Here is a 13,541-nt window from a genome sequence, read left to right as displayed (position 1 = left end):
CTCCAACAAGGGTTAAAGTTAAAACTTAATATCTGAATAAATCAGACGTGTTGCTTAATAGTCGCACCCGGTTTAACAAAATTCTCGGGTTTCGCCTCTTTGGCTTTTTGTTCAAAATAAGGTGCTTGGAAAGTACACATTCTAATCGCAGAACGGTAGGCACCGTTAACAAAAAACTCATCTATTAAATCACCTTCTTTTTTAAAGCCAAGCTTTTCATAAATATGAATCGCTTTAGCATTCTCTTTATCGACGATTAAATAGAGTTTGTATAAATTAAGTACAGAAAATGCATAATCCATCGCAAGTTTCGCCGCGCGTGCAGCATATCCATGGCCTTGATGCGCAGGAGCGATGATAATTTGGAATTCAGCACGACGGTGAACATAATCAATTTCAACCAACTCGACAAGTCCAACTTTAGTGCCGTCACTTTCGGCAATAAAACGGCGTTCACTTTGGTCGTGAATATGTTTTTCATAAAGGTCGCTTAACTCGATAAAAGCCTCATAAGGCTCTTCAAACCAATAGCGCATAACGCTGGCGTTATTATCAAGTTGATGGACAAAAGAGAGATCTTCTCGTTCGAGAGGACGTAATTTTATAGGTGGAACTTTCTTACCACCGGACATAAGCACCTCGGTGAATGCATTGAATAAAAAGAGAAAAGGGTGACATAAAAAAAGTCACGCGGGCTATAGTGTAGCACAATGTGACTTTTTATCTTAAACGAAATAGTCAACCAAGGTTGTCGAAAAGCGCAATATCATCGAGAAAGGCTTGATTATTCTGAATTTTTAATCGCTCGTCAGCTAACCAACCGATCGCTAATGGATAAATACGATACTCTTCTGCTTGTATTCTTGTTTGTAATGATTGTTCAGTATCATCTGGTAAAACAGGAATGCGAGCTTGAATAATCATGGGACCACCATCAAGTTCTTCTGTAACAAAATGGACGGTAACACCATGAAAAGAGTCTTTATTCGCTAAAACTTGGCGATGAGTGTGTAATCCGGGATATTTAGGAAGTAAAGAAGGATGAATATTTAATAATTTATGCTGATAATGAGTCACAAAATCAGGCGATAAAATACGCATAAAACCGGCTAAAACCACAATGTCGGGCTGATAAGCATCGATTTTTTCAATTAATGCTTTATCGTAATCAGCTCTGTCATTATATAGCGTTGGATCAACAAAATATGCTGGAATATCAGCAAGTTTTGCCCGTTCAAGACCATACGCATTAGCTTTATTACTTAAGACAGCAACCACATTACCCGTGATTTTATTTGCCCTACAGGCGTCAATAATCGCCTGTAGGTTGCTGCCGTTTCCTGAGATGAGGACGACAATATTTTTCATTCACATGTTTTCATTAGTTAATAATAACTTGTGCTTCACCCGCAGCTTGTGGCGCAATTTCACCAATTAACCATGCGTTTTCACCACACTCAGCAAGATGTGCTAATGTTTTTTCAACGTCATTTGGGTTAACGGCAATTAACAATCCAACACCACAGTTAAAGGTGCGATACATTTCATGTGTGCTGACTTGTCCCGCATCTTGTAACCATTTAAAAACCAGTGGCCATTCCCAGCTTTTACTATCAATACGCGCTTGCGTATTTTCAGGTAATACACGAGGAATATTTTCCCAGAATCCGCCACCTGTAATATGTGCCACAGCATGGATATCCACATTTTCAATTAATGAAAGTAGTGACTTTACATAAATACGAGTAGGGGCTAATAGGTGATCAGCTAATGATTTATTGCCTAATGATGTGTTTTCAGCTTGTGTATTGCTGACTTCAAGAATTTTTCTGACTAATGAATAACCATTAGAATGAGGACCACTTGATGCTAAAGCGATTAGAGCATCGCCAGCTTTAACTTTGCTGCCATCGATAATTTCTGATTTTTCAACCACGCCGACACAAAAGCCTGCGATATCATAATCATTACCGTGATACATTCCTGGCATTTCAGCAGTTTCACCACCGACTAATGCACAACCAGATTGCTTACAACCTTCTGCAATACCTGTTACTACGCGTGCTGCGGTATCGACATCTAATTTTCCTGTGGCATAGTAGTCAAGGAAGAAAAGGGGTTCTGCACCTTGAACAATTAAATCGTTGACACACATTGCGACTAAATCAATCCCGATGTCATCATGGCGATTTAAATCCATCGCAAGGCGAAGTTTAGTTCCTACGCCATCTGTGCCTGAAACTAAAATAGGTTCGCGGTATTTAGATGGAATTGCACAAAGTGCGCCAAATCCACCTAAACCCCCCATAACTTCAGGACGGCGGGTTTCTTTTACTACACCTTTGATACGATCGACTAAAGCATTACCTGCATCAATATCGACACCGGCATCTTTATAGCTGAGAGAGGATTTGTTAGTCACGTAGAGCCCTCACGGCAAGTTGCTGTTAAGAAAAAATGTGTGCGGGCGCTATTCTAACAGGCAAAGCAAACGTTTGCGAGGATCTTCTTTATAGGTCACAATTATTCATGTTGGTGTAGTTAAAAGCTGTGCGCTTGATCAATATCAATAGAAAAACGATGGAATGTTGGCAAAAAAGCGGTATAATCTCGCGATTTTTTTGTCAGGCTGCGTCGTACATTAGGAGAAATTATGAAGATCGTTGAGGTAAAACACCCACTCATTCAACATAAATTGGGGCTGATGCGAGATCATGATATAAGCACTAAACGCTTTCGTGAACTGGCTTCAGAAGTTTCCAGTCTACTGACGTATGAAGCTACCGCCGATTTAGAAACAGAGACGGTAACAATAGAAGGTTGGTGTGGTTCGGTAGAGATAGAACAGATTAAAGGAAAAAAAATCACAGTAGTTCCTATCCTCCGTGCAGGTATCGGGATGATGGACGGAGTATTAGAAAATATTCCTAGTGCCCGAATCAGTGTAGTTGGCGTTTACCGCGATGAAGAAACATTAAAACCTGTCCCTTACTTCCAGAAATTAGCATCCAATATTGAAGAGCGTATGGCTCTTGTTGTTGACCCTATGTTAGCAACAGGCGGCTCTATGATTGCCACAATTGATTTATTAAAAAATGCGGGTTGTACTTCAATTAAAGTATTAGTACTGGTTGCTGCTCCAGAAGGTATTAAGGCATTAGAAGAAGCTCATCCAGATGTGGAATTATATACTGCATCTATTGATAGCCATCTTAATGAGCACGGGTACATCGTTCCAGGTCTTGGCGATGCTGGTGATAAGATATTTGGTACAAAATAATAATTAAGCCGACTTTGATAGTCGGCTTTTTTTTGAACCTAATTATCTTGTTCTATAGTTAGAAATATACAAACCAATTTCACATTCATATTAAAGAGAGGTCGTAAGCATGACTCGTCGTGCAATCGGGGTAGAAGAGCGCCCACCATTATTACAAACAATCCCGTTGAGTCTTCAGCATCTGTTTGCAATGTTTGGCGCCACCGTACTTGTGCCAATTTTATTTAAAGTTAATCCGGCAACAATATTATTATTTAACGGGATCGGAACCCTGCTTTATCTCTTTATTTGTAAAGGACGCATTCCTGCTTATTTAGGTTCAAGTTTTGCGTTTATCTCACCTGTGCTTTTGTTGTTACCTTTAGGGTATGAATTAGCACTTGGGGGATTCATCGTCTGTGGTGTGTTATTTTGTATCGTTGCTGGTATTGTCAAAATAGCAGGGCGAGGCTGGATTAATGTGATGTTCCCGCCTGCGGCAATGGGCGCAATCGTTGCCGTCATCGGGCTTGAATTAGCAGGAACCGCAGCGGGAATGGCAGGATTATTACCAAGTGCAGATGCACCAGTTGATAGTCAGACACTGCTTATTTCTATGGTGACTTTAGGTGTGACTATCTTAGGCTCTGTGATGTTTAGAGGATTCCTTGCTATTATTCCTATTCTTATTGGGGTATTAGCAGGTTATGCACTCTCTTTCTTCTTGGGCGTTGTTGATATTACACCAATTAAAGAAGCTAACTGGTTTGCACTACCGACATTCTATTCACCGCGTTTTGAATGGAGTGCTATTTTTATTATTCTACCTGCCGCATTAGTTGTTATTGCTGAGCACGTTGGACACCTTGTTGTTACAGCAAATATTGTACAACGCGATTTAATGAAAAACCCAGGTTTACATCGTTCTATGTTCGCAAACGGTTTCTCTACCATTATTTCGGGTTTCTTTGGTTCAACACCTAATACCACTTATGGTGAAAACATTGGTGTTATGGCTATCACTAAGGTTTATAGCTCATGGGTTATTGGTGGTGCGGCAATTCTCGCTATCTTATTATCTTGTGTCGGTAAACTGGCTGCGGCTATCGCTGCTGTACCTGTTCCTGTTATGGGTGGGGTTTCATTACTGCTTTACGGTGTTATTGGTGCATCAGGTATTCGTGTCTTGTTAGATTCAAAAGTGGATTATAATAAACCGCAAAACTTGATATTAACTGCCATTATTCTGATTGTCGGTGTGAGTGGTGCTTCCATTCAAATTGGTGCTGCTGAATTAAAAGGTATGGCATTAGCAACCATCGTGGGTATTGTTTTAAGCTTGATCTTTAAATTAGTGAGTGTTGTTCGCCCTGAAACAGAATTAGTGGATAACACCATTGAATCGGTTAGTGGTACAGCAAACAAAAAGTAATCGATTAAGTAAATCTAAAGCAATATGCTGAAATTAATAAAAAAGGTGGATGATCTCCACCTTTTTTATTGTGTTTTATTTTTATGTCATATTAAAAACTAAGATTTTTGATATTTTAAGTATTAAAAACTTAGAAAAGCATGATTAATTCAATCATGATGTTTATTTAAATAAAATAAATGAGACAATGGGGGTCTGTTCTTATGCGAAATAGGCATTTTATCTGCTATTTAAGTGATATTCGTTTTAAGGTTGGGGTGTTTCAAAAAAGGTATAACGTAATTTATGGAAAAGCTGATTGAAATTTATGATTTCATTACATCAAAGCAGATTTTTACCACAATATTTTTAGTTATTGTGTTGCTGGTGGTGTGGTTTCTCGCCAAAATGATTTTCCGCCGAATAGCAAAGCGTTTACTTTTTTTATTTACTGAGCTTTCAGATGAAGAAACCATAGAAGATATTGCTAAAAAGAGCGCATCTATTGTTGCAGTTACACTTGTTCTCTATATTAATCAGCTACTACCGTCTTTTTCAGCTGAAATGAATATTATCTTTGAAACGGTTGCTCGCGCCTTTATTATCATCAATATCGCTTCATTGCTTAATAACGCTCTTGATATCTTCAATATTAGGCACGCTAAAAAAGCGTGGCATCGAAATAATTCCATCAAAGGCTATATTGAAATTGCCAAAATTGTGGTCTGGATTATCTCTTTTATCCTGATTATTGCGTTATTTACTGAGCAATCACCACTTATTATTATCTCAAGCTTTGGTGCCATTGCTGCGGTGTTAATGTTTGTTTTTCAGCATACACTTATCTCTTTTGTTGCCAATATTCTTATCTCTAACGGAAAAGTATTAAAGCTTTATGATTGGATTGAATTACCCAGTAGTAATATCAGCGGTGAGGTTATTGATATCGCATTACATACGATCACTGTACGTAATTGGGATAATACAATTTCCCGTATTCCAACCAAAGACTTTTTGACCGAAAAATATACTAACTGGCAACCGATGTTTTCATCGGGAGGGCGTCGGATTAAACGTAGTTTTTATATTGACCAATCTTCGATTTCATTTGCAACGCAAGAGTTAGTATTAGAATTAAAAAATACAGCGCCGCTTCGTAAAAGCATAGAAACGATGCTTGAAGGAAAAGAAGAAGAAATTGGCGATATTAATGAGTGGTTAGAAACAAAAGGCGTGACTAACTTACAGTTATTTCGTAAGTACATGCTAAATTGGATAAAAATGCGTGGTGATGTTCGACCTGATATGTATTTAGTGATCAGAACAATGCCACCTACACCAATGGGACTACCTGTAGAGTTATATTGTTTTACTCGTGCAACCACTTGGGTTGAATATGAAGAAACTCAATCTGAAATTTTTGAGTATATAAATGCATCAGCCAAATATTTTAAGCTCGACATTTATCAGCAACCTTCTGGTAATGATGTTGCGAAATTAAAATTCAGATAATAAATTAAAACTAATTAAACACGGAATGCTTTCTGATTTGGCTCTAAATAACTCGAGGTACAGTTAGGAAACCCTTCAATGAGGTGATAGGAGTATATAAAATAGGCTTATCTCGGTGATCTTGCTGTTATCTTAATCAGTGCAATGTGCTTTTTTAATATTGGTTCTGACCTTGTGAGAATTTGTGTTAGAATCACCACGTTTATTAAACTATTCAGGTGAGGTGCTTCTGAATACGCCGTCACAGCTATCATTACCACTATCTCTGCCCGATGATGAGACATTCGATAGCTTTTATGCAGGGGAAAACGCGTCGTTAGTCGCGGCAATTCGAACCGCCATTCATCAATCTCATGGCAGTTATATCTATTTCTGGTCCCGTGACGGAGGTGGAAAGAGCCATCTATTACATGCCGCTTGTGCTGAGCTTTCATTAAAAGGTGATGCTGTTGGGTATGTTCCCCTTGATAAACGTGCCTATTTTGTTCCCGATGTTCTTGAAGGCATGGAACATTTATCCTTAGTTTGTATTGATAATGTTCAGTGTATTGCTGGTGATGAAGAGTGGGAACTCGCCTTATTTAACCTTTATAACCGTGTTTTAGAGCATGGACGAACCTGTTTATTAATTACAGGGGATAGACCGCCTCGCCAAATAGAGTTACAACTTCCTGATTTAGCATCTCGCCTTGATTGGGGGCAAATCTACCGTTTGCAACCTTTAAGTGACGAAGAAAAAATTCAGGCGCTGCAATTAAGAGCAAAACTTCGTGGGTTTGAATTACCTGAAGATGTGGGTCGTTTTGTATTAAAACGTTTAGATAGAAAAATGCGCACCTTATTTGAAATGCTTGATGAACTTGATCACGCTTCTATTGTTGCTCAACGTAAACTGACCATCCCATTTGTGAAAGATATACTCAAACTTTAAATAGCCTCACTCATTTCGTTAGGTGAGGCGAATAATCCCAATCCTACCTCTCTTTTTCAAATTCAACACCCATTGAAGGTAACAAATTTTTGTTATTTATTAAGGGTGAATTTTCTATTTTTGTCTTTTCTAATAAAAACACAAGATAAAAAAACCGCTTGTCTTTATACAAGGCAAGCGGCGAGAGACACAAACAATAAAGGAGGAGGGTTAAATAATTAGTTTGCTTCTACTACTTTGGCTTTCTTCTGAGGAACCAGTAAGAAAATCAGATAAAGTGCAGTGATTGCAACCGTGTAGCCAGTGAAGATTAACCAGAATGATTTCCAATCAACCGCACCATTGGTGGTATATAAATCAATGACCCAGCCACTTAACATTGCACCTAAATAAGTACCAAAACCGTTCACTAAGGTCATAAACATACCTTGTGCTGTTGAACGATATTGTAAAGGGATCTCTTTTTCTAAGAACAGTGAACCAGAGATATTAAAGAAGTCGAATGCACAACCATACACAATCATTGATAACAATAAGACGATTTGACCTAGTGATGTGTAGTCACCGTAGGCAAAGAAGCCGAAACGTAAGATCCAAGCAACCATACTGAATAAAACGATCGTTTCGATTCTTACACGTTTTAATAACAGTGGCAGAAATAGAATAAATACGACTTCTGAAATCTGTGAAATAGATAAGAACACAGAAGGATAACGTGCAAAGAATGAATCATCTGCATTTGGAGATTGTGCGATATCTTGTAGGAATGGCACACCAAAGGTATTGGTAATTTGCAGTACAGATCCTAACAGTGTTGCGAAGAATAAGAAAACAACGACATTTTTCTTTTTAAATACTTGCAAGATATTAGTGATACTAAATGCCACTTCTTCGGCTTTAGTTTCATTTTTGTCAGCTGCTTTAGTTGCAGGTAAGAACATTGCAAATACAGCTAAAACAATAGAAGCGATCGCTGCAACGAAGAGCTGGTGGTAACTATTACCTAAACCTAAGAAGCTAATAACCCACATGGCTGCAATAAAACCAACAGTGCCGTAAACACGAATTTTAGGGAAATAGTTATTAGGCTCTAAATGTTTTTGTTCTAACAGTTCGAAAATGATGCTGTTTGCCATTGAGATACTTGGCATAAAGAACAATAAATGTAATAAAGTTGCAAAAAATAGTGTGGTTACTGTCGTCATTTGCGACATTAACACTAATGCTAATGCAGAAAAAATATGCAGGGTAATAAACACTAATTTGCGGTTGTTTATTTTATCTGCAATAAATCCCATGATGACGGGTGCGATAAGTGAGGCAAGTCCAAGAGCACTGAAAATAAGCCCAACATCACTACCTTTAAAATGCAGCTCTCCAAAGAGATACGAGGCAAATGTTACAAGCCAAGATCCCCATATAAAGAACTGGAGGAATGAGACAAGTTTTAATCTAAGTACGATATTCATCTGTTTTCCTATTAGCCTAGCAATCACCCGACACCAATAATGGCGATTGGTTAGTTTTAATTGCCCATAATGTTGGCTATAACGTTGTTTATTTCATATACATCTACAACTTCGTTTCACACTGACTAATTGTTATCAAGTTAAAAAAACAACAATAAAAGAAGAGATAGAGTAAATAACAAATTGAAAGCTTATTGCTGTGTTGCAGTATTGTTTTAAATGTGTGTTTTTTGTTAATTTCTTTCTTGGATGATAATGAAAAAATATTTTGGCGAGAATTTATTGTTTATCAATTCTGCTATCATATTTTCTGATATCCATGATATGTAGGAATGCATTTGTGTAAAGAGACTTGAGTCACAATATAAATGAAATACATGATTATTTTTTTCTTATAATTGTGAGTTTATACGATGTCGTGTGATCTCGATAGAAGTTTTCAAAAATGGCGATTTCTTACTCATAAAAAATATGAGGTTGAGATGAAAAATTTTGAAAGCATAAAACGATTGGTTTTTTTCTATTGTGGAAATAAGAAACACTTTGCTAATTGTAATGTTTACAATTTAACAACATTTAATAATTTATTTATTAATTGAGAAAAGAGAGTAAACGGTTGCGGGATTAATAGTGAAGTAAATAGAGAGAAGCCCATATATGTAAGAACATAAATATGGGCTTTAAATTTTGAAAATTAAATAAACAGTTCTTTTACTTGCTCTGGTGGACGGCCTAAACGGGCTTTATTACCGACAACCACAATAGGGCGTTCAATAAGTTTAGGGTTTTCATGCATTGCTTGAATTAATGCATCTTGTGATGTTTCATCAGCCAGTTTTAGCGTTTTATAAATTTCTTCTTTTGTGCGCATTAACTCTCTTGCATCATTAAAACCTAATGCTTTGAGCAGTGTTTTAAGCTCCGTTACTGAAGGTGCTGTATCTAGATAGTGAATAACATTAGGCGTTATTTGCATTTCTTCGAGTAAATGTAAGGTTTCACGGCTTTTTGAACAGCGTGGATTATGATAAATCGTCACTTTTTTGGTCATGATTGTCCCTTATTTAAATTGGCTGTCTCTTTGCTGAATTTTTCTTAATTGGTCTATGCGAGCATCAAAGCGAGCTTGATCATTGCTACCCAGCTTAACTTGTCTGCTTGCATCACCTAAGTAACGGATCGCTGTTTCAAAGTCACCTCTGAGTGCTAAATCTTCCGCATAAGCAGCTAATTCATGAGCTCTATCACCTTGTTTGGCTGAATTTTCTGCCATTAATTGCCAGCCGATAGGATCGTTTGGGTTATCAAAGGTATAACGATAAAGTAGGCGATTAGCTTCGTTATATTGCTTATTATGCATATATGAGTTCGCTAAGTTGGCAATAAGGACATTGTTATTGGGCCTTTGCTTTAATGCGAGTTGTAATCTTGCGACCGCATCACCTGCACGGTTTTGTTCTAAATCGATATCTGTCATGGCATCAATAAGCCAAATATTGTTAGGTTCTTTTTCTAACATCGGAGTGAGCAATTTTCTTGCGTCATCAAATTTGCGATCACGAGAATAGAGCAGTATTAGCGCATAATTTGCGGCTGACTTTTCAAGAGCAGTACCTTGCTTAAACTGATCAAGTATCGTTTGTAATGCATTCTCTGATGTTGGGTTTTTCGTCAGCATGGTTAATACACGCATTTTAGCAAACAGAAAGTCAGCTGACTGTGGAACCTGCCGAGCAGGAAATTGACTGGCTCGGCTTCTTGCATCGGATAAACGGCTATCAGGTAAGGGGTGCGTTAATAACATTTCAGGCGGTTTAGAGCTATATCGTACTTGGTCAGCAAGAATTTGCATAAAGTCAGGCATCCCTTTGGGATCAAATCCTGCTCGATAGAGTGTCTGTATTCCGATACGGTCTGCTTCTTGCTCGTTCATTTGTGTAAATGTGATCATATTTTGCTGCATACCCGCCATACTTCCCGTAAAGGTTGCAAGACCTGCATTCGGGTTTGCCATAAATATCAAAATAGAACCTAATACACCTGCAAGAGCAAGAGGTGTTGTTTTAGCCTGATCTTCAAGCATTCTCGCTAGATGTCGTTGAGTAACGTGTGTGATTTCGTGAGCCATAACAGAAGCTAATTCACTTTCTGTTTGGCTATATCGAAAGAGGGCAGAATGCAAAACAATGTTTCCCCCAAAATAAGCAAAGGCGTTAATATTGGGGTTGTTAACTAAGTAGAAGTGAAAAGGGGTTTTGACTGAGCTGGCGTTAGAAACCAGTTTTTGTCCCAAATTATTAATATAGTTAGAGAGTAATGGGTCAAAAACTAATGGTGCACTATTTCGCAGTTGGCGAGTATAGTAATCACCCATAGCAATTTCTTGATTGATGCTTAATGTTGAACCTGCGGTCGTTCCCATATCAGGTAAAGAGTCTTCAATATCAATCGCAGCATTCGCTGGCACTACTGATGTTGATAGCAACGCAGAAACAAGAAGCGCGACTAAGGGTTTTTTAAGTCTGAGTTTCATACAACTGTATCCTGATGGCTATCTTAACGAATAATTAATAATTAATGATGTATGATAGCAAAACCTAACGTAAAATCTGTCAAAAGATTATTGCTTATGTAAATGAATACATATAGCTCTATTGTTCTGATTATTATAAAGGATCTTTATTTTCATGCTGGACTTGCTTGTTCAATGGTACAAACGCCGATTTGCTGATCCACAAGTTATCGCCCTTGTGGTCATTTTGATTGCCGGCTTTTCAATTCTGTATTTTTTCAGTGGCATACTTGCTCCTTTATTGGTGGCAATTGTGCTTGCTTATCTTTTAGAGTGGCCAACTCATTTACTTGAAAAATTAGGATGTGCCCGTATATGGGCAGTATCGATAATTCTGACACTCTTTATCGGTATTAGTGCCATTGTTATTTTGATTTTAGCGCCAACGGTGTGGCAACAAGGGATGACACTGATTTCAGATATCCCAAATATGATCAATAAGTTCAATGCATTTGCACATGAATTACCCGATCGCTTCCCTGCATTAATGGATGCCGGCATCGTTGATATGATGGCAGAAAATTTACGCAGCAAGTTCTCAACGGTGGCTGAATCTGTATTAAAAGTATCTTTAGCTTCGTTAATCGGAATTATTACACTGTCGATTTATCTTATTCTTGTTCCTTTAATGACTTTCTTCTTACTTAAAGATAAGCAACAGATGCTTAATGCGGTTCGTCGTGTTTTGCCGAAAAACAGAATATTGGCAGCACAAGTTTGGATTGAAGTTAATCAGCAAATTACCAATTATATTCGCGGTAAAGTCACTGAAATGATAATTGTGGGTATTTTCACTTATTTTGTATTTGCTTTCTTTGACTTACGCTACTCTGTATTACTTGCTGTTATTGTCGGTGTTTCTGTTTTAGTTCCTTACGTTGGTGCTGTTTTAGCAACGATCCCAGTTATTGTGATTGCATTATCTCAGTGGGGATTAGGCTCTGATTTCTGGGCGTTATTTATCGCTTATCTTGTTGTTCAAGGATTAGATAGTAATTTATTAGTACCAATTCTGTATTCTGAAGCCGTAAATATGCACCCGTTAGTCATTATATTATCAGTGATTATATTCGGTGGAATGTGGGGATTTTGGGGCGTTTTCTTTGCTATTCCATTAGCAACGCTGATAAAAGCAGTATTGCATGCATTACCCGATGAAATTGCGAATGAGCAAAATATAAAGAAAAGCTAAGTACCTCATTGAATATATTAATTAAAAACAGATAAAAAAACAGACAGTGTAAGCTGTCTGTTATCTTATCAATTCGAAGTATTAATTATGGATGTTGAGCGAGATAGTCGAGAACGACTTGATGGTGGTTACTGGTTTTAAAGTTATCAAATACGTGTTCGATAACACCATTTTTATCAATTAAGAATGTTGTACGATGAATACCATCGTAAGTTTTTCCCATAAATTGCTTTTCTCCCCAGATACCAAACTCTTCTGCGATCTTATGATCTTCATCTGAAAGCAACGTAAAATTTAACATCTCTTTTTCAGCGAAACGGGAAAGTTTTTCTGATTTATCTGTACTGATACCTAATACTTCAACTTTGGCTTTTTTTAGTGCATCCATTTCATCACGTAAGCCACAAGCTTGGGTTGTACAACCTGGTGTCATTGCTTTAGGGTAAAAATAAACGAGCACACGTTGGCCAGCGAAATCAGATAAATTAATCGTTTCTCCATCTTGGTCGGGCAGACTGAATTGAGGCGCCTTTTCACCGGCTTTTAATGGGTTCATTAGGTCATTCTCCATTTTTTACTGTTTCATCATCAGACTATTTACGATACTTATTGTGCCTTGAGCGTTCAGCTCTGTACATAATTGATTAAATTTCTCATTAATAACAATACCATGATCATCTAATGGATTATGCGCCGTAATCTGTATTTCTAAACGGGCAGGTGAGCCATCTTCTGATGGATGTGTTTTAGATATTAATTCAGCAAGATTAAAATTATGTTGGCTAAATAGATTAGTAAAGCGTTCTACAATACCGGGCGCATCTTCAATATCAACTTTCGCTGCAATTGTTGAAGGATAGGTAATTGGTGCACCATTGGTCGTTCTTTTCATTACGGTCAATAAATCCAGTTCCGCACTTTTAATGGGCAACAACGCTTCTAACTGTGCAATAGCGTTCCAGCCACCTGAAAGTAGCATGATAAACGTAAACTCTTGACCAAACATCGCAAGTCGGCTGTCCTCGATATTACATCCGCATTGGCTGACTAATTGTGTAATGGTATCAACAATACCAGGACGGTCAGCACCTAATGCAGTAATGACGAGAAAATGTTTATCAGGTATGGGCAAAATAAGGTTCCTTTTGACTTTCAGTTTATTCTTAACAGGTAAACACAAATTTCGATTTCTGCC

13 protein-coding genes are annotated in these 13,541 nt (G+C 37.7%); 5 read left to right on the top strand and 8 right to left on the bottom strand.

Annotated elements, in window-relative coordinates:
* Positions 1-41 precede the first annotated feature (41 nt).
* The 3 genes from speG to purM all read right to left on the bottom strand — a co-directional run bounded on the left by speG (position 42) and on the right by purM (position 2,422).
* Positions 42-632, bottom strand: a complete 591-nt coding sequence (gene speG, locus ACNARN_RS03310; RefSeq protein WP_088495291.1) for a spermidine N1-acetyltransferase — start codon at positions 630-632, stop codon at positions 42-44.
* Positions 633-738: 106 nt separating this feature from the next.
* Entirely contained in the window at positions 739-1,368 is a 630-nt protein-coding gene (purN, locus tag ACNARN_RS03305; protein WP_416304147.1) for a phosphoribosylglycinamide formyltransferase, read from the bottom strand.
* A gap of 13 nt (positions 1,369-1,381) precedes the next feature.
* Positions 1,382-2,422, bottom strand: a complete 1,041-nt coding sequence (gene purM / locus ACNARN_RS03300; RefSeq protein ID WP_349443324.1) for a phosphoribosylformylglycinamidine cyclo-ligase — start codon at positions 2,420-2,422, stop codon at positions 1,382-1,384.
* Between the two features lie 231 nt (positions 2,423-2,653).
* On the opposite strand from purM, the gene upp reads away from it, so the two are divergent.
* The 4 genes from upp (at position 2,654) to hda (ending at position 7,113) form a co-directional block, all read left to right on the top strand.
* Positions 2,654-3,280, top strand: coding sequence for a uracil phosphoribosyltransferase (upp, locus tag ACNARN_RS03295; protein WP_023581896.1), 627 nt, complete (start codon positions 2,654-2,656; stop codon positions 3,278-3,280).
* 109 nt (positions 3,281-3,389) lie between these two features.
* Entirely contained in the window at positions 3,390-4,691 is a 1,302-nt protein-coding gene (gene uraA / locus ACNARN_RS03290) for a uracil permease (protein WP_109373660.1), read from the top strand.
* Positions 4,692-4,976: 285 nt separating this feature from the next.
* Positions 4,977-6,182 carry a mechanosensitive ion channel family protein gene (locus ACNARN_RS03285; RefSeq protein WP_088495294.1) on the top strand — a complete coding sequence of 402 codons (1,206 nt, stop codon included), beginning with the start codon at positions 4,977-4,979 and terminating at the stop codon, positions 6,180-6,182.
* A gap of 223 nt (positions 6,183-6,405) precedes the next feature.
* On the top strand, positions 6,406-7,113 hold the full coding sequence (hda, locus tag ACNARN_RS03280; RefSeq protein ID WP_006533048.1) for a DnaA inactivator Hda: 708 nt from the start codon (positions 6,406-6,408) through the stop codon (positions 7,111-7,113).
* A gap of 218 nt (positions 7,114-7,331) precedes the next feature.
* On the opposite strand, the gene ACNARN_RS03275 is transcribed toward hda, so the two are convergent.
* The 3 genes from ACNARN_RS03275 to ACNARN_RS03265 form a co-directional block, all read right to left on the bottom strand.
* On the bottom strand, positions 7,332-8,582 hold the full coding sequence (locus tag ACNARN_RS03275) for an MFS transporter (RefSeq protein ID WP_109373658.1): 1,251 nt from the start codon (positions 8,580-8,582) through the stop codon (positions 7,332-7,334).
* Between the two features lie 694 nt (positions 8,583-9,276).
* The gene (gene arsC / locus ACNARN_RS03270; protein ID WP_109373657.1) at positions 9,277-9,633 is read right to left on the bottom strand and encodes an arsenate reductase (glutaredoxin); all 357 of its coding nucleotides are present in this window, start codon (positions 9,631-9,633) and stop codon (positions 9,277-9,279) included.
* 9 nt (positions 9,634-9,642) lie between these two features.
* Positions 9,643-11,115: a M48 family metalloprotease gene (locus ACNARN_RS03265; RefSeq protein WP_198619853.1), complete on the bottom strand. Its 1,473-nt coding sequence runs from the start codon at positions 11,113-11,115 to the stop codon at positions 9,643-9,645.
* Positions 11,116-11,269: 154 nt separating this feature from the next.
* Between ACNARN_RS03265 and ACNARN_RS03260 the strand changes: the two genes are divergently transcribed.
* On the top strand, positions 11,270-12,346 hold the full coding sequence (locus tag ACNARN_RS03260) for an AI-2E family transporter (protein WP_109373655.1): 1,077 nt from the start codon (positions 11,270-11,272) through the stop codon (positions 12,344-12,346).
* An 85-nt stretch (positions 12,347-12,431) separates the two neighbouring features.
* On the opposite strand, the gene bcp is transcribed toward ACNARN_RS03260, so the two are convergent.
* Both bcp and ACNARN_RS03250 read right to left on the bottom strand, forming a co-directional pair.
* On the bottom strand, positions 12,432-12,902 hold the full coding sequence (gene bcp / locus ACNARN_RS03255; RefSeq protein WP_151435413.1) for a thioredoxin-dependent thiol peroxidase: 471 nt from the start codon (positions 12,900-12,902) through the stop codon (positions 12,432-12,434).
* An 18-nt stretch (positions 12,903-12,920) separates the two neighbouring features.
* Positions 12,921-13,478, bottom strand: a complete 558-nt coding sequence (locus ACNARN_RS03250; RefSeq protein ID WP_088495300.1) for a glycine cleavage system transcriptional repressor — start codon at positions 13,476-13,478, stop codon at positions 12,921-12,923.
* Positions 13,479-13,541: the final 63 nt, after the last annotated feature.

The sequence above is a fragment of the Proteus sp. TSJ240517 genome (genome assembly GCF_047921575.1).
In the GTDB taxonomy this organism is placed as follows: Bacteria; Pseudomonadota; Gammaproteobacteria; order Enterobacterales; family Enterobacteriaceae; genus Proteus.
The sequence above is the reverse complement of the archived record's forward strand: the minus strand, read 5'-3'. Positions and strand labels throughout refer to the sequence as shown.